Annotated in this window: 12 protein-coding genes; all 12 read right to left on the minus strand. The window is 33.8% G+C overall.

All coding sequences use genetic code 11. The features are described from left to right. Positions 1 to 8: 8 nt before the first annotated feature. Positions 9 to 962: an AAA family ATPase gene (locus ACZ49Z_RS01040; protein ID WP_464306349.1), complete on the minus strand. Its 954-nt coding sequence runs from the start codon at positions 960 to 962 to the stop codon at positions 9 to 11. Positions 963 to 1,187: 225 nt separating this feature from the next. After that, on the minus strand, positions 1,188 to 2,540 hold the full coding sequence (locus ACZ49Z_RS01045) for a peptidylprolyl isomerase (RefSeq protein ID WP_464306350.1): 1,353 nt from the start codon (positions 2,538 to 2,540) through the stop codon (positions 1,188 to 1,190). After that, entirely contained in the window at positions 2,524 to 3,372 is an 849-nt protein-coding gene (locus tag ACZ49Z_RS01050) for a hypothetical protein (protein ID WP_464306351.1), read from the minus strand. Before ACZ49Z_RS01050 ends, ACZ49Z_RS01045 begins: the two co-directional genes overlap by 17 nt. Beyond that, positions 3,372 to 5,330, minus strand: coding sequence for a peptidylprolyl isomerase (locus tag ACZ49Z_RS01055; RefSeq protein ID WP_464306352.1), 1,959 nt, complete (start codon positions 5,328 to 5,330; stop codon positions 3,372 to 3,374). The genes ACZ49Z_RS01050 and ACZ49Z_RS01055 overlap by 1 nt, the downstream gene beginning before the upstream one ends. Positions 5,331 to 5,471: 141 nt before the next feature. Next, the gene (locus ACZ49Z_RS01060) at positions 5,472 to 7,412 is read right to left on the minus strand and encodes an OmpA family protein (protein ID WP_464306353.1); all 1,941 of its coding nucleotides are present in this window, start codon (positions 7,410 to 7,412) and stop codon (positions 5,472 to 5,474) included. Between the two features lie 14 nt (positions 7,413 to 7,426). Then, positions 7,427 to 8,356: a PorP/SprF family type IX secretion system membrane protein gene (locus tag ACZ49Z_RS01065; RefSeq protein WP_464306354.1), complete on the minus strand. Its 930-nt coding sequence runs from the start codon at positions 8,354 to 8,356 to the stop codon at positions 7,427 to 7,429. A 54-nt stretch (positions 8,357 to 8,410) separates the two neighbouring features. Further along, positions 8,411 to 18,034 (minus strand): T9SS type B sorting domain-containing protein, encoded by a 9,624-nt coding sequence (locus ACZ49Z_RS01070; protein ID WP_464306355.1) that lies wholly within the window; start codon positions 18,032 to 18,034, stop codon positions 8,411 to 8,413. 22 nt (positions 18,035 to 18,056) lie between these two features. Further along, positions 18,057 to 18,362: a hypothetical protein gene (locus ACZ49Z_RS01075; RefSeq protein ID WP_464306356.1), complete on the minus strand. Its 306-nt coding sequence runs from the start codon at positions 18,360 to 18,362 to the stop codon at positions 18,057 to 18,059. Between the two features lie 396 nt (positions 18,363 to 18,758). After that, positions 18,759 to 20,258: an ATP-binding response regulator gene (locus tag ACZ49Z_RS01080; RefSeq protein ID WP_464306357.1), complete on the minus strand. Its 1,500-nt coding sequence runs from the start codon at positions 20,256 to 20,258 to the stop codon at positions 18,759 to 18,761. Next, positions 20,248 to 20,733 carry a Rab family GTPase gene (locus tag ACZ49Z_RS01085; protein WP_464306358.1) on the minus strand — a complete coding sequence of 162 codons (486 nt, stop codon included), beginning with the start codon at positions 20,731 to 20,733 and terminating at the stop codon, positions 20,248 to 20,250. The genes ACZ49Z_RS01080 and ACZ49Z_RS01085 overlap by 11 nt, the downstream gene beginning before the upstream one ends. Further along, positions 20,726 to 21,544, minus strand: coding sequence for a cell envelope biogenesis protein OmpA (locus tag ACZ49Z_RS01090; RefSeq protein WP_464306359.1), 819 nt, complete (start codon positions 21,542 to 21,544; stop codon positions 20,726 to 20,728). Before ACZ49Z_RS01090 ends, ACZ49Z_RS01085 begins: the two co-directional genes overlap by 8 nt. Positions 21,545 to 21,564: 20 nt before the next feature. Beyond that, entirely contained in the window at positions 21,565 to 21,930 is a 366-nt protein-coding gene (locus tag ACZ49Z_RS01095; protein WP_464306360.1) for a fructose 1,6-bisphosphatase, read from the minus strand. Positions 21,931 to 22,177: the final 247 nt, after the last annotated feature.

The raw sequence follows: 22,177 nt of genomic DNA on the forward strand, positions 1-22,177 counted from the left end.
TTTAAAACCTAAAACAATTTTTTAATTATTTCATCATCGCTTATTCCTTCCGCATCGGCTTTATAGTTTTTCACGATACGATGGCGTAGAATACCTGTTGCCACGGCTTGAACATCGGCAATATCTGGTGAAAACTTCCCATTAAGAGCTGCTTGTGTTTTTGCCGCTAAAATTAGGTTTTGAGAAGCTCTTGGTCCAGCACCCCAATCGATATAGGTTTTTACAAAATCGGTAGCCAATGGATTATCTGGTCTGGTCTTACTTACTAATGTCACTGCATATTCGATTACATTATCGGCTACAGGGATTTTTCGAATGACATTTTGAAAATCGATTATTTCTTGTGCTGTGAACAATGAATTTACTACAGGTTTAAAATCGGAAGTAGTGGCTTTTACTACACTTACTTCTTCTTGAAAACTTGGATATTCTAATTTTATAGCAAACATAAAACGGTCTAACTGTGCTTCTGGCAAAGGATAGGTTCCTTCTTGTTCAATTGGGTTTTGTGTAGCCAACACAAAATAGGGCAAGTCTAATTTATAATTATGTCCCGCAACGGTTACTGTTCTTTCCTGCATGGCTTCTAATAATGCAGCTTGTGTTTTTGGAGGTGTACGGTTGATTTCATCTGCCAAAATAATATTGGAAAAAACAGGTCCTTTAATGAATTTAAATTGACGATTTTCGTCTAGTATTTCACTTCCTAATATATCAGAAGGCATTAAATCGGGTGTAAATTGAATACGCTTAAAATCTAAACCTAATGCTTTTGCAATAGTATTCACCATTAATGTTTTTGCTAATCCTGGAACACCAATTAACAAAGCGTGACCACCAGCAAAAATACTAAGTACAATTTGATTGATTACTTCTTCTTGTCCTACAATAACTTTAGCAATTTCTTGTTTTAAAGCTTTTTGTTTTTGAACTAATTGCTGAATTGCTGCTACATCTGACATATATATCTTTTTATTATATTTGGTATTATTTTATTATTTTGAAGTTACTAAAGTAAGAAAAAATACTTATAAAAAAGTAAAGACAATTACTATTTAGGCTTGACAGAGGTTATTATCTTTTCATTGCTTCATTTTTCAATGAAATATAAAAGCGAATGGCAGGAAATTCATATACTGATTTACCTTAACCATTCGCTTCTATTAAAATTTTTATAAAAAAATAAACTAATTTTTCAACCAGTTATTTGTGAACTCACATTTTTTATAATCTGAACTTATTTTTATATATGTTTCATTAATTTTTTCTTCTGTCCATTTTGCAATTGCTTTAATTTGCTTGTCTTTCAAAGCTAATTCTTTAATTTTCAAATAGTCTTGAGAAAAATCTGCTTTGTGTTCTTCTGTTCTATTGTTTACAGTGATAATTTTATATACTTTTCCTGTTCTTTCTTCATCTAGAAAAGGCAATGTTATTTCACCATCTTTCAAATTTGAAACTCTTCCGTATAGAGCAGGATCCATTTTCGTTAGCTCGAAACGTGGTTCTAAGGATCTAGGATTTAAAAGTACACCTCCGTTGTTTTTTGTTTCTTTTTCATCTGACGATGCTTTTGCAGCATCTGAAAATGAAATTTCTCCCGTCAAAATTTTGGTTCTTATCCCCTCAATTTTATTTTTTGCATCTTTAAGAGCTTCTGGAGAAACTTTTGGAGAGATTAAAATGTGCCTTAACTCAACATCTTGTCCTTTAATTTTTTCTACTTGAATAATATGGTAACCAAACTCTGTTTCGAAAGGTTCTGAGATTTCTCCTTCTCCTAAAGAAAACGCCACATCTTTAAATTCTTTTACAAAAGGCGTTTTTCTGTTCATTTTGTAATATCCTCCATTAGAACTTGAACCTGGATCTTCTGAAAACAAAACTGCCTTACTAAAAAAACTAGCACCATTTAGTACTTCTTGTCTTAATTGGTTTAATTTATCGATAACTGCTTTCTTTTCGCTTTCAGGAACTACAGGTTTCACAACAATTTGAGCAACTTCTATTTCTGCTCCAAATGTTGGAATTTCTTCTTTAGGGATTTCTTTGAAAAAATTACGTACTTCTTCTGGAGTAATTTGCACCTCGTCAACAATCTTTTTTTGCATTTGAGATGTCAACTTATTATTCTTAATAATATCAAAGAAATAAGCACGAAACTCGTCAACGTTTTTCTTTCTATAAAAAGCTAACACCTTGTCCATAGAACCAACTTGTTCTACCATAGCGTCTATTTGCTCTTCCATAAAACCATTAACCTCTGCGTCTGAAACAACAATACTATCTTGAACTGCTTGATGTGCATATAATTTATCTTCTAATTGTTTGCCGAATAACTCGCAACGAGTAATATTTTTTACATCTACACCTTGTGCTCTTAATTGAATATATTCTAAGTCGATATCAGAATCTAAAATAACATAATCTCCCACTACACCAATTACACCATCTACTTTTTCTTTTGTTGCTTGCGCATTTATTATTGCTGTTGACAATAAAAAAAACAGTATGATTGTCTTTTTACTTATAAATTTCATATTTTTTACTTTTGATAGCATCATTTGTAATTTCCTTTTCTATTGTATTTATTAATTCTAATTTCCTATTATTAATTATAATCTGTTTAATTGTTGGTTTTAAAAACTGTAAAGGTGTTAAGCTGTTTTTAGGCAAGACCTGCTTTACTTTCACTAACCAAATTGTTGTTGAATCTGAATATTTAAAATTCTTTCCATCTGAAAGATAATTGTCTTTATTTTCAAGAGTAATAAATGGCAACTTTTCATACACTTGATTAATATCTACCCAAATGGAATCATTAAAAGCATAACTTTTGAACTGAATTGACAATTGTTCTAATTCTTTTTTATCTTTCGCAGCAAAGGAAGTAAACTTTGATTGAATTTTATCAAATTTTGGATTTTCTTTAACTAAATTAATATATCTTAACTTTACAAGCTCTGATGGGTTCTTAAAAAAATCTTTATTTTTCTCATAGTAATCTTTAATTTGTTCATCAGAAACCAGTGTATCAATTTTTCGAATCACTAATTCTTCAATGTATGCCTTTGAATATAAATCTATTTTATATTGATTAATTAAAGCTTCAAAATTTGCAATTTTATCTTTACTTAAATTTAATTCTGCACCTTTAAACAGTAGTTTTTGTGTAGCCCATCTATCAATATAAGCCTTTACAATTTCTATACTGTCTTTTTTTGAGGTTCCTTTTGGAACTAAATTTAATATATCTTCTTTATACAAATATTCACTTTCAACCCTTGCAATAGACTGAGGTTCTTTTGGTGCTCTAAAATATTCACAAGAAGTGGTTATAAAAATTAATATGACTATTTGTACTAACTTCATTATTTTGACAATTGTTTTTTAACTTTATTAAATACTTCTTGATTTATATTTACTGAAAATTCTTTTTTCAATTCTGATACCCAATTATTTTCTAAATACTGTTGATAATCACTAACCAATTTCCCTTTGCATTCTTCTATTTTTTTGGGTTCTGCTTCTTTTATATCTTTTACATTGGCTACAAAATAATAATTTCCTTTGGAAACAATTTGTGTCACTCCTTTGTTTTCAACATTTAATTCTGGTAAAACATCAAAATCTTCTTCGAAAACACCCGATTTTTCAATAATATTTACCTTATCGTCTATATTAAGTTTTTCTTTAATATAGTCTAATGTTTTTCCTTTTTTCAAATATGATTTTGCTTTTTTAATTATTTTTTCATCTGTAGATGATAATAAATCTACATCAATTCGTTTTTTCCACATATAATCATTTTTATGATTATTATAGAAATCAGTTAATCCTATTGTATCTGTTTTTGCTTTATTCCAAATTTCTTTTTCCATTAAATCAAACAGTAATAATCCATCTCTATACTCGTCCATGACATACTTAAATTCAGAAAATTCATTTTCTAAATTATTATCGTAATATTCGATTAACTTTTCATCGGACCATTTTTGAAAAAGCTCTTCAACTAATTTAGTAACTGGTTCTGTTTTAGTATTTCCTTTTTGTTGTTCAAACAGATATTTAACAAAATCCTCTGCTAATAATTTTTTATCGTTGTTAATTACTGCAAGTTCTCCTTTTATTTCTTTTTCATCGACTGGAATCGCCCAAGAGTTCGTATAATATTCTTTTGTAACTGCTTTTTTAATCTTGTTTAAAACAGCATCATCTATTACAAACGTATATTTTTCTCTAACTTTTTTTGCTAATGAATTAGTTATCAAAAGAGATCTTTCATCTCTTCTCACTTTATTTTCTAATTCATATTTAAGTTCTTCTAGGCTTTTTATTGGATTTTTTTCAATTAGTTTGACGATATGCCACCCAAATTGTGATTCGAAAGGTTCTGATATTTGATTTTTATCTTTTAATGAGAAAGCAACATTTTCAAATTCTATTGACGTTAATTGACCAGAACCAAATCGTTGTAATAAACCTCCTTTTGAAGCACTTGATTTGTCCTCTGAAAATTGATTTGCTAAAGCTTCAAAGCTTTCACCTTGCTTAATTTTTTTATAAATTTCTTCAATTGTTTGCTTTTCTTTACCTTCTGTTCCTGCATCAGAAGAATTCTTTTTCAAAATCATTATGTGTGCAACTGTAACTTCTCCTCTATTTTCTCTAATGTTTTCAACTTGCAAAATATGATAGCCGAATCTAGTTCTAAATGGTTTTGAAACTTTTCCTACTGGAGTCGTATATGCAGCGTTTTCAAAAGGATATACCATTCTAAAAGCAGAAAAATACCCTAAATCTCCTTTATTTTCTTTTGCAGAAGGATCTTCTGAAAATTTAGCAGCTAAATCTTGAAATTTTTCACCTTTATCAATACGTTTTTTTAAATCTAAAATTTTATTATAGGCTTTTAATGTGTCTTCTGGCTTTGCTAATTCATCAAGCATTATAAGAATATGTGAAGCTTTAACTTCTTTTTTCATTCTATCATATGCTTCTTCAATTAAAACGTTAGTTACTTTAGTATCGTTTAAATAATTTTTAGCCAATTGACCTCTATAAGACGCTAATTCACTTTTATATTTTGGATCATTTTGTAATCCTAGTTTATATGCTTTCTCTACTTTCAGCTTATATCCTAAAAAAAGTTCTAAATATTTATCTAAATCTTTTTGCGAATCGTCTTTTACTAAATCTAAATTTTTATTATATACTCTTAAAAATTCATCTGTGTAATAAGAGTGCTCATCAATAGTAAATAATTTTTCTTGTGCAAAAGAAAATAAGGACGAATAAAAACATATTACTACAAATACAAAGTTTTTCATATAAAATTTATTTTTTATTACTAACCAACAAAAATAGCAATTCAAACGTATATTGCAACTATATCTATGGCTATTAACTAAAATATTAAGCAAAAAAAGAGCATCAATTTTGTTGATGCTCTTTTTTTAAAACTTTTATTGTTACATTTCAATAACAATAAACTCACTTCGTCTATTCGCTTGATGTTCTTCTTCTGAACATTCTACTCCATCTGAACATTTATTTACTAATTGCGATTCTCCATATCCTTTGCCTGTTAGTCGATCGGCAGAAATGCCTTTTTTAACCATCCAAGCTACAGTAGCTTTTGCTCTTTTGTCTGATAATTTTTCATTATACTCTGCACTTTGCCTGCTATCTGTGTGTGAACGAACATCTACTTTTATAGATGGGTTTTCTTTCATTACTTCAACTATCTTTTCCAGTTCTAATGCAGCATCTTTACGAATATTTGCTTTATTTAAATCAAAATAGATGATTTTAATTCCAAACACTTTTCCTAAATCTTTACCTACTGCAACTTCTTTCATTCGTTTAGAAACTTCTAGTGTTGCTAATGTTTCACCAGAGATTTTGTCAGTAGTTACAGATACCTCAGATGTTTCATATTCTGGAACTTCAGCTCTAACGTGGTAAACTTTATTACAATCTAAACCTTCAAAACGATATCTTCCATCTTTATCTACTAAAATTTGTGACAACTGTTGCATATTTGCATCAAACAATCTAATGTTCGCTTTGGAAATAATTTCTGAAGTTTCTTCATCAGAAACAAAACCAGTTATTGCTTGTCTGCAATCGAATTCTAATGGTGTATTCTCTTTAAATTTATAAATATCGTCATATCCTTTACCTTCCGCTCTATTTGAAGAGAAGAATCCAACTCTTGACCTAGAATCTATCAAATAAGCAAAATCATCACTCGATCCATTTACGGGTGTTCCTAAATTTAAAACTCTAGAATAACTTCCGTCATCATACATTTTTACTGCAAAAATATCTAACCCGCCAAGACCTAATTGACCGTCTGAAGCAAAATAAAGAATTCCATCATTATCCACAAAGGGAAATGTTTCTCTTGCTTCGGTATTTATTTTGGGTCCTAAGTTTTCAGGAGTTCCAAATGAACCATCCGATTTAATAGCAACCTTAAACAAGTCAGATTGCCCTTTTGTTCCAGGCATATCAGATGCAAAATATAATGTTTTATTATCTGGACTTAATGCTGGATGCGCAACACTGTATTCGTCACTATTAAATGGAAGTTCTTCGATATTTTTCCAATTATCTCCTTCTAAAGTGGCTTTATACAACTTTAATAGAACTTTTTTATCACTATCAGTTCTTTTTTTACCATTATTAAAGTTGTTTCTTGTAAAATACATTGTTTTCCCATCTTTAGAAAATACAGGTGTTGACTCATTCAATTTAGAATTTACTTTTCTAGAAAATTCTTCTGGTGTATTTAAATTTCCTTCTGAGTCTATTTTCGCAGAATACAAATTAGTAAAAGATTGGTTTGTCCATTTACTTTTCACATTTGAAACACTTCCAGTATCTCTAGCAGAAGCAAAAATCAATTGATCTTTGTATAAAGCTGAACCATAATCTGAAAACTCAGAATTTATTTCTGCATTTTCTATTGTATATCTATTGGATATTTTTTTTATATCTGATAAGTAATTCTTGTTCTCATTATAGATAACTGAACGATTATCTGTTTTTGTTTTTTCAGAAAACTTAGATAAATAATCATTTGCTTTAGTATAATTCTCTACTGCTTTCAAACATTGCGCATAGCGATAGTAATACTCCACTTCAACTTCCTTCCCTAAACTAAATAACTTCTCATACCATTTCCCAGCTTCTTTTAAATTTCCATTAAAGTAATAGGAATTACCTAGTTTCTGAAACAAATCAGTCGATTCATGTCCTTTTTCAGCCACTCTTTCGTAAATCTCAATTGCGTCAATATATGCTAACGAATTATATTTTTTTTCTGCTGAAGCTAATTTTGCTTGTTGAGCAGAAAGCGATATAAAACTAAATAAACATATAAATAATAAATATCTCATTTTCATAACTTTCAATTTATTTAGAAGAATCTTGGTGATACAACTTTATCATAATTTTTAAATAATTCATATCTCAAAAATATTTCATGAGAACCTGAATTATAATTAGCGAGCTTGGTTGTTTCCATGTCGTATGCATATCCAATAAACCAAGAATCTGATGCTTGAAATCCTACCATTGCACTCATTGCAGCACTCCATCTATATGCAAGTCCAACAGTAAATTTATTATTAAACAATGCATTTGCTGATAAATCTACTTGTAATGGAGAACCTTGTACTAATTTAGTAAGGATTGCGGGTTTGAATTTAATATTCTCAGAAAAATCAAAAACATGACCTCCAATTAAGTAATAGTGCATTCTCTCAACAGCTATAGATTGAGAGCTAAAACTTGTTTCATTCTTATCAAAATGCCTTGTCTCAAGGAAATTTGGCACTGACAATCCTATGTAGCTTTTATCTGAATGGAAATAAATTCCAGCACCTACATTTGGAGAAAATTTATTATCAATATTTTGTCTTCCAAACTCATCATTTGGATCATAAATATTCAATTTTGTAAAATCGACATTTAATAAATTCGCAGTTCCTTTTATACCGAAAGATAACCTAAATGATTCCGACGTTGGAACAGAATATGAAATATCTACTGATATTGCATTTTCGTCTGACGGTCCAATTCTATCATTTATTACAGAAACTCCCAACCCTATTTTTGAGTTATTAATTGGAGTATTTAGTGATAATGTATTGGTCACTGGAGCTCCCTCTAGACCTATCCATTGATTTCTATGCAAACCAAATATACTTAAAACACCTCGTGAACCAGCATATGCAGGATTAATATTAACAGTGTTATACATATATTGAGTGAACTGTGAATCTTGTTGAGAGTACACTGATACTCCTGTTAAAATAAAAACTATGATTAATATACCTTTTTTCATTTTTTTCACTTTTTATAATTTCTTAAAGGGGATTTTCATCCCCTTTAAAGAATCTTATCTATTAATATATAAATATCCTGAACGTTCTTTTCCTTTACCTTCATTATTTGTGTACTTAACAACATAGAAGTAAGTTCCAATTGGCAGTTCAGATGTTTGACTCACTGTTACTCTACCTTCAGAAATTCCTCTAAAATAATTTCCGTTTTGTCCGTAACTAGCAGTTTCATATACTAATACACCCCAACGATTATATATTTCAACTGTATTGTTTGGATATAATTCAATATTTCTAATTACAAACACATCATTATCTCCATCTCCATTTGGTGTTACTAAATTAAAAATTTCTAAATCGTCTTCCGAAGGATTATGATTATTAAACTCTAAGAAATCTGCAATACCATCACCATCACTATCTAATGGATCAGTAGGATCAACACCATACTCTTCCCCATTAGTTAATCCATCGCCATCACAATCTGCATCAAAGAAAGCCTGAGATTGTAGTAATGTTACATTAGCTGCAACAAAGTCACAAAAATCTAATGGATCAGTTCCGTCTATCACTTCTTGTCCATTAGTCACTCCATCACCATCACAATCTGCTAGGTTCCATGCTCCTCCAGGTGTAACTGTCTGACTTGATAACACAAAATCACATGAATCTAATGGATCAGTACCATCTACTAATTCATCTATATTAATTACACCATCACCATCACAATCTGCTGCATCCCACGCTGCACTTGGAGTAACTGTTGCGCTTGCTAATACAAAGCTACATAAATCTAACGGATCCGTTCCATCGGTTACTTCTTGTCCGTTTGTCACTCCGTCTCCATCACAATCTGCTGCGTTCCATGCTGCACTTGGGGCAACTGTTGCACTTGCTAACACAAAGCTACATGGATCTTGACCATCTGTTCCGTCTAAGTTTTCCTGTTCATTCGTTACACCATCACCATCACAATCTGCTGTTGATGTTACTACTAAAGTAATATTTGCAGTTACAAAAGAACAATCATCTAATGGATCCGTTCCGTCTGTTACTTCTTGTCCGTTTGTCACTCCGTCTCCATCACAATCTGCTGCGTTCCATGCTGCACTTGGGGCAACTGTTGCGCTTGCTAATACAAAACTACATGGATCTTGACCATCTGTACCATCTAAGTCCTCTTGAGCATTCGTTACTCCATCTCCATCACAATCTGCTGTTGATGTTACTACTAAAGTGATATTTGCAGTTTCATAAGAACAATCATCTAATGGATCTGTTCCGTCTGTTACTTCTTGTCCGTTTGTCACTCCGTCTCCATCACAATCCGCTGCGTTCCATGCTGCACTTGGGGCAACTGTTGCACTTGCTAATACAAAACTACATGGATCTTGACCATCTGTACCATCTAAGTCCTCTTGTGCATTCGTTACACCATCACCATCACAATCTGCCGTTGATGTTACTACTAAAGTGATATTTGCAGTTACATAAGAACAATCATCTAATGGATCTGTTCCGTCTGTTACTTCTTGTCCGTTTGTCACTCCGTCTCCATCACAATCTGCTGCGTTCCATGCTGCACTTGGGGCAACTGTTGCGCTTGCTAATACAAAACTACATGGATCTTGACCATCTGTACCATCTAAATCCTCTTGAGCATTCGTTACACCATCACCATCACAATCTGCTGTTGATGTTACTACTAAAGTGATATTTGCGGTTATATAAGAACAATCATCTAATGGATCAGTTCCATCGGTTACTTCTTGTCCGTTTGTCACTCCGTCTCCATCACAATCTGCTGCGTTCCATGCTGCACTTGGGGCAACTGTTGCGCTTGCTAATACAAAACTACATGGATCTTGACCATCTGTACCATCTAAATCCTCTTGAGCATTCGTTACACCATCACCATCACAATCTGCTGTTGATGTTACTACTAAAGTAATATTTGCAGTTACATAAGAACAATCATCTAATGGATCAGTTCCGTCTGTTACTTCTTGTCCGTTTGTCACGCCATCACCATCACAATCTGCTGCGTTCCACGCTGCACTTGGAGCCACTGTTGCACTTGCTAATACAAAACTACAGGAGTCTAATGGATCCGTTCCATCGGTTACTTCTTGTCCGTTTGTTACGCCATCACCATCACAATCCGCTGCGTTCCATGCTGCACTTGGAGCAACTGTTGCGCTTGCTAATACAAAACTACATGGATCTTGACCGTCTGTACCATCTAAATCCTCTTGTGCATTCGTTACACCATCTCCATCACAATCTGCTGTTGATGTTACTACTAAAGTGATATTTGCAGTTACATAAGAACAATCATCTAATGGATCCGTTCCGTCTGTTACTTCTTGTCCGTTTGTCACTCCGTCTCCATCACAATCCGCTGCGTTCCATGCTGCACTTGGGGCAACTGTTGCACTTGCTAATACAAAACTACAGGAGTCTAATGGATCCGTTCCATCGGTTACTTCTTGTCCGTTTGTCACTCCGTCTCCATCACAATCTGCTGCGTTCCATGCTGCACTTGGGGCAACTGTTGCGCTTGCTAATACAAAACTACATGGATCTTGACCATCTGTACCATCTAAATCCTCTTGAGCATTCGTTACACCATCACCATCACAATCTGCTGTTGATGTTACTACTAAAGTAATATTTGCAGTTACATAAGAACAATCATCTAATGGATCAGTTCCGTCTGTTACTTCTTGTCCGTTTGTCACGCCATCACCATCACAATCTGCTGCGTTCCACGCTGCACTTGGAGCCACTGTTGCGCTTGCTAATACAAAACTACAGGAGTCTAATGGATCCGTTCCATCGGTTACTTCTTGTCCGTTTGTTACGCCATCACCATCACAATCCGCTGCGTTCCATGCTGCACTTGGAGCAACTGTTGCGCTTGCTAATACAAAACTACATGGATCTTGACCGTCTGTACCATCTAAATCCTCTTGTGCATTCGTTACACCATCTCCATCACAATCTGCTGTTGATGTTACTACTAAAGTGATATTTGCAGTTACATAAGAACAATCATCTAATGGATCCGTTCCGTCTGTTACTTCTTGTCCGTTTGTCACTCCGTCTCCATCACAATCCGCTGCGTTCCATGCTGCACTTGGGGCAACTGTTGCACTTGCTAATACAAAACTACAGGAGTCTAATGGATCCGTTCCATCGGTTACTTCTTGTCCGTTTGTTACGCCATCACCATCACAATCTGCTGCGTTCCATGCTGCACTTGGGGCAACTGTTGCGCTTGCTAATACAAAACTACATGGATCTTGACCATCTGTACCATCTAAGTCCTCTTGAGCATTCGTTACACCATCACCATCACAATCTGCTGTTGATGTTACTACTAAAGTGATATTTGCGGTTATATAAGAACAATCATCTAATGGATCCGTTCCGTCTGTTACTTCTTGTCCGTTTGTCACTCCGTCTCCATCACAATCCGCTGCGTTCCATGCTGCACTTGGGGCAACTGTTGCACTTGCTAATACAAAACTACATGGATCTTGACCATCTGTACCATCTAAGTCCTCTTGTGCATTCGTTACTCCATCTCCATCACAATCTGCTGTTGATGTTACTACTAAAGTGATATTTGCAGTTTCATAAGAACAATCATCTAATGGATCTGTTCCGTCTGTTACTTCTTGTCCGTTTGTCACTCCGTCTCCATCACAATCTGCTGCGTTCCATGCTGCACTTGGGGTAACTGTTGCACTTGCTAACACAAAGCTACATGGATCTTGACCATCTGTTCCGTCTAAATCCTCTTGAGCATTCGTTACTCCATCTCCATCACAATCTGCCGTTGATGTTACTACTAAAGTGATATTTGCAGTTACATAAGAACAATCATCTAATGGATCTGTTCCGTCTGTTACTTCTTGTCCGTTTGTCACTCCGTCTCCATCACAATCTGCTGCGTTCCATGCTGCACTTGGGGCAACTGTTGCGCTTGCTAATACAAAACTACATGGATCTTGACCATCTGTACCATCTAAATCCTCTTGAGCATTCGTTACACCATCACCATCACAATCTGCTGTTGATGTTACTACTAAAGTGATATTTGCGGTTATATAAGAACAATCATCTAATGGATCAGTTCCATCGGTTACTTCTTGTCCGTTTGTCACTCCGTCTCCATCACAATCTGCTGCGTTCCATGCTGCACTTGGGGCAACTGTTGCGCTTGCTAATACAAAACTACATGGATCTTGACCATCTGTACCATCTAAATCCTCTTGAGCATTCGTTACACCATCACCATCACAATCTGCTGTTGATGTTACTACTAAAGTAATATTTGCAGTTACATAAGAACAATCATCTAATGGATCAGTTCCGTCTGTTACTTCTTGTCCGTTTGTCACGCCATCACCATCACAATCTGCTGCGTTCCACGCTGCACTTGGAGCCACTGTTGCGCTTGCTAATACAAAACTACAGGAGTCTAATGGATCCGTTCCATCGGTTACTTCTTGTCCGTTTGTTACGCCATCACCATCACAATCCGCTGCGTTCCATGCTGCACTTGGAGCAACTGTTGCGCTTGCTAATACAAAACTACATGGATCTTGACCGTCTGTACCATCTAAATCCTCTTGTGCATTCGTTACACCATCTCCATCACAATCTGCTGTTGATGTTACTACTAAAGTGATATTTGCGGTTATATAAGAACAATCATCTAATGGATCCGTTCCGTCTGTTACTTCTTGTCCGTTTGTCACTCCGTCTCCATCACAATCCGCTGCGTTCCATGCTGCACTTGGGGCAACTGTTGCACTTGCTAATACAAAACTACAGGAGTCTAATGGATCCGTTCCATCGGTTACTTCTTGTCCGTTTGTTACGCCATCACCATCACAATCCGCTGCGTTCCATGCTGCACTTGGAGCAACTGTTGCGCTTGCTAATACAAAACTACATGGATCTTGACCATCTGTACCATCTAAGTCCTCTTGAGCATTCGTTACACCATCACCATCACAATCTGCTGTTGATGTTACTACTAAAGTGATATTTGCAGTTACATAAGAACAATCATCTAATGGATCCGTTCCGTCTGTTACTTCTTGTCCGTTTGTCACTCCGTCTCCATCACAATCCGCTGCGTTCCATGCTGCACTTGGGGCAACTGTTGCACTTGCTAATACAAAACTACAGGAGTCTAATGGATCCGTTCCATCGGTTACTTCTTGTCCGTTTGTTACGCCATCACCATCACAATCTGCTGCGTTCCATGCTGCACTTGGGGCAACTGTTGCGCTTGCTAATACAAAACTACATGGATCTTGACCGTCTGTACCATCTAAGTCCTCTTGAGCATTCGTTACACCATCACCATCACAATCTGCTGTTGATGTTACTACTAAAGTGATATTTGCAGTTTCATAAGAACAATCATCTAATGGATCAGTTCCGTCTGTTACTTCTTGTCCGTTAGTCACTCCATCTCCATCACAATCTGCTGCGTTCCATGCTGCACTTGGGACCATTGTTGCGCTTGCTAATACAAAACTACAGGAGTCTAATGGATCCGTTCCATCGGTTACTTCTTGTCCGTTTGTTACGCCATCACCATCACAATCCGCTGCGTTCCATGCTGCACTTGGAGCAACTGTTGCGCTTGCTAATACAAAACTACATGGATCTTGACCGTCTGTACCATCTAAGTCCTCTTGAGCATTCGTTACACCATCACCATCACAATCTGCTGTTGATGTTACTACTAAAGTGATATTTGCAGTTACATAAGAACAATCATCTAATGAATCTGTTCCGTCTGTTACTTCTTGTCCGTTTGTTACGCCATCACCATCACAATCCGCAGCGTTCCATGCCGCACTTGGGGCAACTGTTGCGCTTGCTAATACAAAACTACAGGAATCTAATGGATCCGTTCCATCAGTTACTTCTTGTCCATTAGTTACGCCATCTCCATCACAATCTGCTGCGTTCCACGCTGCACTTGGAGCCACTGTTGCGCTTGCTAATACAAAACTACATGGATCTTGTCCATCAGTTCCGTCTGTTACTTCTTGTCCATTAGTTACACCATCACCATCACAATCTGCTGTTGATGTTACAACTAAAGTAATATTTGCAGTTACATAAGAACAATCATCTAATGGATCTGTTCCGTCTGTTACTTCTTGTCCGTTTGTCACTCCGTCTCCATCACAATCTGCTGCGTTCCATGCCGCACTTGGGGCAACCGTTGCGCTTGCTAATACAAAACTACAGGAGTCTAATGGATCAGTTCCATCGGTTACTTCTTGTCCGTTAGTCACTCCATCTCCATCACAATCTGCTGCGTTCCATGCTGCATTTGGTGCTAACGTTGCGCTTGCTAATACAAAACTACATGGGTCTTGCCCATCAGTTCCGTCTGTTACTTCTTGCCCATTAGTTACACCATCACCATCACAATCTGCTGCATTCCATGCCGCATTTGGTGCTAACGTTGCACTTGCTAATACAAAACTACAAGAATCTAATGGATCTGTCCCATCGGTTACCTCTTGTCCATTAGTTACGCCGTCTCCATCACAATCTGCTGCGTTCCATGCTGCACTTGGGGCCACTGTTGCACTTGCTAAAACGAAACTACATGGATCTTGTCCATCAGTACCATCGGTTACTTCCTGTGCATTAGTCACACCATCTCCATCACAATCCGCTGTTGATGTTACTACTAAAGTGATATTTGCAGTTACATAAGAACAATCATCTAATGGATCCGTTCCATCTGTTACTTCTTGTCCGTTTGTTACGCCATCACCATCACAATCTGCTGCGTTCCATGCCGCACTTGGGGCTAACGTAGCGCTTGCTAATACAAAACTACAGGAGTCTTGTGGATCAGTTCCGTCTGTTATTTCATCCCCGTCAGTAACTCCATCTCCGTCTGAGTCGGTTGCTCTATTTATAAAAACTTCAACTACTGCTGTAGCATTACTACATGGAGCAGTTCCTGCAACAGTATAAGTATACAATCCAGATGTATTAGTAGCAGGATTAAACGTACCTAAAGATCCTCCAGATAATGCACTTGGACCTGTCCAAGATCCACCAGCATCAGGAGTTCCATCTAAAATGGTAAATAAATCTATTGGAGAATCATAAACATTTAATGAAACAAAATCATCTGTACCAGCTACTGGTTTAGTCTGATAGTTTATTTGTACAACATCTTCAAATAGACATCCAACTCCATTATCTGCCACTAACCTAAACCAAGTATTACCATTAATTGGGAAACTTGGTGATAATGTAGCATTCTCAAAAGGGCCTGACCATGGTCCTGTTGCACTATCTGTACTATATGACCATTCGTAACCTCCTATCCCACCAACTCCAATACCATTATTCAATGATATTGAACTGTCTGAATTAGAAACAGGGGGAGTAAAAGGCACTACATATTTTGATGCCGATAATGGATCACAAGAATTATCATTAATAGGTACACTTATCGCACCACTTGTATAAGTTACTGAATTACCCCCTCCATTGTCGAAAGTGATTGTTGCTCCCGTCAAATTTCCAACATCAGCTCCTACACAATCATAAATTTGAACAGCCCATCCACCATCTCTTCCATTCATACCATATAATGGTGCCCAATTGATTGGTACAGTTGCAGTTCCGTCAAAGTACTGATTATATAAACCTGTTAAAGGTGCTGGTTGTGTACAAAAATTAAATACGCCAGCAGCTTGATTTGTAAATCTTAAATTAGTTACATTATCACCTCCATTACAGGTATTTCCTTGGTTCGCACCCAATGTTATTGTTGTTAATCCATCTGGAGAAACTAAATAAAAACCTAAATCAGACACATAAGTATGCGTTGCATTAAACGTTACAGTAATTTGAGTTGAAGCACTGATTCTTAAAGGTCTTGGAATTGGGTCATAATAGGTATAGGTAGGATTACTTACTGTACCTGAACCATTTAAAGTAACCGATTGTCCTTCACATATTGTTTGAGGAGTACCTGCATCTAAAATTAAATTAGAATTCCAAACCCAAGCTCTACCTTCTTCAATAGTTCCACTATCATTTCTAACGACTAAATAACCACCATCTGCCAATCCTGTTTGTGTTGGTGTTGAATTTAAAGCATAATCATCATATGAATTTGTGGTTACATTATATTTATACCAGCTATATGTTGTCCCCGCACCTCCTAGTTCGGCAGATAATTCTCCAGAACCAGATGAGAATATGAAAATTGGATCATTTGAATTTGCAGAATAAAAAGGATTAGTATATTGTGTCATTACTTGACCACAAGATGTACCCGATGTAATCGGTACTTCTGCACTATTTATTTTTATGACTACAACTGTAGAAAAAGCATTTCCACATGGACCAGTTCCTGATACACTATATGTGAAAGTACTACCTCCTAATGGTAATGCTGCAACATTAATAGTACTAGGAGCAATCAAAGCGCCTGTTGCATCAATATCTTGCCATGTACCACCTGCATCTTGGGAACCATCTAAAGCTGTAAATAAATTAAAGTTAGGATCTCCTGTATAAACATATCTAGGGCTTGTTGGCACACCCGCATTTGCACCTTTTGTCAAAGTTAAATATGCAATTGAAGGAGGTGAAACATTTCCCTTTGTATCTGTGAATGTAATTCGTACTTGTCTTATTACTGCTGTATTAGGTGAAACAGCAGTATTCTCATAATACAAATCATTCACTGCATTTACAAATGGAGCATTGAGTGTTCCTGTTGTATTTGTGAAAGTTAACGAAGTTGTCCCATTGCCTGCAACAGTTAAACCAGCAAATCCTCCTGACATAGACAACGATTCTTGTCCTACATCTTGAGGATTCAAAAGAGTTACTGTCATTGACGACATACCAATTCCTCCAACATATTGTGCTGAAATCCCTGTATTTACAACTTCCAAAAATTCATAACCAGAAGCACAAGCTGGAACATTTATATCTCTTCTTCCAGCACTTGTTGCATTTGTTGGATCTAGCAAAATAAATGGCAAAGGATTTAAATCCATTGAAAAAGGCTCATTACTTGCTATATCCGAAGCATCTGTAGCATAATATTCCACACTAAAACTTGTTACTGGAATTGATGTTGATGCTTCCCAATAAGTTCCTGCTGTTACATTTGAAACTCCAACAGAACCTAAGTGAACATTTGCTGTTTGATTACCAACTAAAAAATGATTCGCTAATGGATTAACTAAATTTGCTTTAATTGTTGCTCCTGGAGTTGTTGTACTCAATTTTATGTTCTCAGTCCTCATTAAAGCACTATGTGCTTGAGAACTAAGACTAACATAAACAGGTTCACTAAAGGTATATGTATATGTATTACCAGAAACTCCAGTTGTTAACCTTCCATTATTAAAATTTAAATTGGTTATAACCGAACCAGGTGGAACAGCATTAACTGAACCTCCCGTTGTTGCGGAACCCGCTTGAGTTATATTTACTGTTACCAACGTTACACCATCGGCAGCTACTGCCGAATAGCTACTTGTTGCATATCCTATTTCTGGCATTGATCCAGACAATCCTGACCAATCAATTTCTTGCGAAAAGAATGGAAAAGAATAGAAAAGCAATAAGAACAAGAGTAATTTTTTCTTCATATAAAAAACTTTTAATTAACTTTTATTTCAAATTGTTATTTAACCAATTGTCATTTAAAATTTTATACTCTGAATCTGAAAGTTTAGCTTTCAATTTATTATGAATATTCTCTTTAACCTGACTTTTAGTTTTACTATCTGAATTATAATTATTATAATAATAAACTAACAATTGCTTAATGTAGTCGTAAGATGCTTCATCTAACTTTATTTTACTTTTAATTTCAACAAGATTCTCTTCTACTTTTTTTGTAGTATTGACTTCTTGAGAAAAAGTTAAATGAGCAAAAAGCATGAACAACAAGAGTGACAAAACTTTTTTCTTCATAATTTATTGATTTTTGATTATTATTTTTTTTTATTTCTTAATTTATTGAATCTATAAATTAATTTTTTTTATGTGATTTTATATTAAGTTTAATAATAGCAGTATATAAGGATTTAATAAAAAACACCAAAACTCCTACATTTTACAAATCTATACAACTCCTGTCAAGTTAACTATTTTTTTTGTTAAAAAAAAACAATCTTTATGTTAATTTAACACAAACTACAATAACACTATTGATTTTGTTAAAAAACACCAGCAAAAACTTAACAAAAAAATATAAATACACTTGTCATTCTTACAAAGTTATTATTACAAAACTGAAAAAAAAATTTAAAAATTTAAAATTCTTAAAAGTATCGCCCAAAGGCTTGTTTATATCGACAAAATGTATTTTTAGATAAGATTATAGATACATTGATATAATTCTTCTGACAAGAAAGGCTTTATCAAAACTTGAGTTAAATTATACTCTTGAAACAAAAGTGCATTCTTTTCGTTTATTCCTGTAGTCATCGGAATAAAGTTAACTTTATTAACTAACGAATTAGTATGATTTTTAACATTTTTAATAATATCTAATGGATTTACTTTTGAAAGATGAAGATCCAACAGTATTAAATCATATTTTTCATTCTCTAACATTTCTATTGCTTGATTTCCATCAATTGCAATATCAATATAAAAACCGCCGTGATTAATTAATAGCTTCATCAATATTAACTTATTGATTTCATTATCATCTATTATTAAGACATTGTAAATTCTTTTTAAATTTTTCTTTTTAAATTTTGCTTCTATGTTGTTCTTTGTGATTCCCTTTACAAGTTTAAAAGGTAAATAAACATCAACTTTAGTCCCTTCATTAATAACAGAGTGAAATTTTACATTTCCATTTAAATTTTCAGCCAAATTTGCAACTATAGAAATTCCTAGTCCAACCTCACTATTAGCATCAAATTTGAGTTTTGCATTTTTTATATCAACATCCGATTTATCTACTTCAAATCCTCTTCCTGAATCTCTGATGATAAAGCTTAGACCAACATTTAAAGATTTTTTATACACTTGTTGTATTTCTAATTCAACAAAGCCTTTGTCTGTATATTCGGAAGCATTATCTAATAAATTAAATAAAATCTGCAACAAACGGTCTGAATCTCCTATAATAACATCTGGTAATTTAGTTTTTTTTATAATTCTAAATTCTACCTCTTTAGAAACAAGTTTTCGCTGATAAATTTTTTCAATTCTATTGAGTAAATCTTGAAGACTAAATTCTTTTTCTTTGAGATTAAAAAGCCCTGTTTCTATAGATGCTAATTCATAAATATCTGTGATTAACCTATTTAAATATTTTGAAGATTCGAAAATAGTTTTGCATAATTCCCTCTGTTCATAGGACAGATTGTTTTTATCTAATAGATTTAATAAGTTTACAATAGAATGAATAGGTGTTTTTAAATCGTGTGAGATGCTCACTAAAAATTCGCTTTGAATATCTACTTTATTAAGTAAATTGAAGTTTTTTAAACTAATATTATAATTTTCAATTGACGTTTCGTTTTTTATTTGCGTCAATGATTGTATATTATTATAATGAGCAGTTTTATCAATAATTAAAACAAATGGCAATTGGTTTTTATCTCCAATAGAGAAAACAACATCTGCTATTAATTGTTCTCCATTTAGATTAACTGCTTCAAAAAACTCTTCTTTACAGTTTTCAACAATCAACACTTGGAATATTTCGAAAAAAGGATGAAAATCAAAAATGACAGCACCTAATGGTATATCTAAAATTGTATTCTCTACTTTTGTAACCACACCGTTTCTATCAAACTCAATTGTTTGATAGCTCGTATTTAAGTATTTATTTAAAACATTATCTATCATTTAAAAATTTTAAACCTAAATCATTAAAAATTAAATCTACGTTTTTATTCGTTTTCGCACTGGTAAAATAATCAATTCTGAAGTCAATTTTACTCACAAATTCATCTTCATCAATTAAATCAACTTTATTGGCTACAGTTATTAATTTTGCAGTTGGAAAATTTGCAACACAAAACGCTACATCTTGATTAATAGTCCTATAAGTATTATCTCTTGTTGGGTCAAAAACATAAATAAATCCTGAAGTTCCCAACAAGTACGATTTTCTAACTTCTGTAATATCTTCTTTACCTTCAATATCCCAAATAACAAATGTTAAATCAACCCCTTCCACCTGTATCACTTTTTTAAAGATATGAACCCCAATCGTTACTTTATAATCTTCCGAGAAAATATTTTCTACAAATCTTCTTATTAAAGACGACTTACCTACACCGAAATGACCAATTAAAACTATTTTTTTTGAACTAATCATTTATTTTAAATACTGTTTCTATTAATTTATTAACTTTCTTCATATCCATTAAAAAAAGCTCTTTTTTATTTTTTGACATCGCATCAAAAATCAAATCTTCTAACTCACTTTTAAATGTTCTATTAAAAGCTCCAGAGACAACTACTGCAATATAAAACTTTGAAAAATTTTGAAGATAAATATTATACAATTCATATTGTATCAATTCTAAATTCTGTTCTTCTTTAGTAAAAGCGTCTTCAACAAAACTCTTAATTGCTGTGAGCATACCTGCCACCATATCTTTATCTATATTATCATCATTTTTAGATACGTTAGCAATTAATAGACCCGATCCTTTCTCTATTATAAAGACTTGTTCAACAATAGGCTTTGCCATTTGTGATAGAATCAATTTTTCTTCTGGAATCCCTGTAAAAAAAGATTTAATTTTATTTTTCCATCTTGAAAATGAAAAAGTTTTCTGGACTTGATTGTTAATGCTTTCCGAGAGAACCCTTATTTCTTCTTGGATATACTTCTTAATCATTTTACCAATAATTGGAAATAAAGCTTCGACTACTTGATCTTGAGAATCTCTGATTTGAACTTTTAAAGCCTCAGTAATTGTTGGACCTAATTTACTAGGAATATCATTAGAAAACGATTCTATTTTTTTATCAATAATGGGATCTACTTTCTCAGAAAGCAGCTCTTCTTCATTAATAGTCGTTTCTAAATCTTCAATTCTTTTAAAAATTTTTAACGCAAAATCCTGATCTTCTTTAAGAAGAGCTTCCTTAAGCTTTTTTAATTTCTCAGAATCTGTCATGAAAGCATCTTTAAATATTACTAGTCTTTCATTATTTTTTCTCCCATTGCGACAAGCAAATTCCCCAATGTTTTTCTATCCATTTTTCTATGATTCAAATCTTCTATATTTTCTTCTACTTTAGCATCTAAATCTGTTATTCGAATATTTAAATCTGTTTCTAAGTTATCCAATGCAGTACTAAGTTCTTTTTGTACTACTTCTATTAAATTTTCAAGCTCATTTCTTCTCTTTTCAATATGCTCCTTAATAAGATGAAACTCCTGATCTATTTGTTGGATATTTTCTCCAAAAATCAGATTTTTTATAGCTTCTAATCGTTGAGAAGACTCATTGTTATCTATTGAAGATTTAGCACTTCCTTCTGTATCTTCTTTCTTTGACATAATGATTTATTAATAAAAATTTGTTAACAAAAATATAAAATTAAATCGGTATAGTAAAGCATTGTATCAAGTTTAAAACAGCCATAGTGTCAAAAAGACTCTTTTAACCCTTGATTACACATTAGACTTTGTCGAGAGGAAAACAAACACAAAATAATTGAGAAACAAAGAAGCTTTGAATCACAAATACAGCATCAGTTACTTTAAGAACATGAAATCGAGCACTAACAGCCATAAAAACAGCTAT

The sequence above is a fragment of the Flavobacterium sp. KY-23415 genome (assembly GCF_055384985.1).

Excerpts from the sequence above, each read along its gene's own strand:
- ACZ49Z_RS01070 (WP_464306355.1), bottom strand. The coding sequence starts at position 18,034 with ATGAAGAAAAAATTACTCTTGTTCTTATTGCTTTTCTATTCTTTTCCA.
- ACZ49Z_RS01040 (WP_464306349.1), bottom strand. The coding sequence starts at position 962 with ATGTCAGATGTAGCAGCAATTCAGCAATTAGTTCAAAAACAAAAAGCT.
- ACZ49Z_RS01090 (WP_464306359.1), bottom strand. The coding sequence starts at position 21,544 with ATGACAGATTCTGAGAAATTAAAAAAGCTTAAGGAAGCTCTTCTTAAA.
- ACZ49Z_RS01085 (WP_464306358.1), bottom strand. The coding sequence starts at position 20,733 with ATGATTAGTTCAAAAAAAATAGTTTTAATTGGTCATTTCGGTGTAGGT.
- ACZ49Z_RS01060 (WP_464306353.1), bottom strand. The coding sequence starts at position 7,412 with ATGAAAATGAGATATTTATTATTTATATGTTTATTTAGTTTTATATCG.
- ACZ49Z_RS01095 (WP_464306360.1), bottom strand. The coding sequence starts at position 21,930 with ATGTCAAAGAAAGAAGATACAGAAGGAAGTGCTAAATCTTCAATAGAT.
- ACZ49Z_RS01045 (WP_464306350.1), bottom strand. The coding sequence starts at position 2,540 with ATGAAATTTATAAGTAAAAAGACAATCATACTGTTTTTTTTATTGTCA.
- ACZ49Z_RS01080 (WP_464306357.1), bottom strand. The coding sequence starts at position 20,258 with ATGATAGATAATGTTTTAAATAAATACTTAAATACGAGCTATCAAACA.
- ACZ49Z_RS01065 (WP_464306354.1), bottom strand. The coding sequence starts at position 8,356 with ATGAAAAAAGGTATATTAATCATAGTTTTTATTTTAACAGGAGTATCA.
- ACZ49Z_RS01050 (WP_464306351.1), bottom strand. The coding sequence starts at position 3,372 with ATGAAGTTAGTACAAATAGTCATATTAATTTTTATAACCACTTCTTGT.
- ACZ49Z_RS01075 (WP_464306356.1), bottom strand. The coding sequence starts at position 18,362 with ATGAAGAAAAAAGTTTTGTCACTCTTGTTGTTCATGCTTTTTGCTCAT.
- ACZ49Z_RS01055 (WP_464306352.1), bottom strand. The coding sequence starts at position 5,330 with ATGAAAAACTTTGTATTTGTAGTAATATGTTTTTATTCGTCCTTATTT.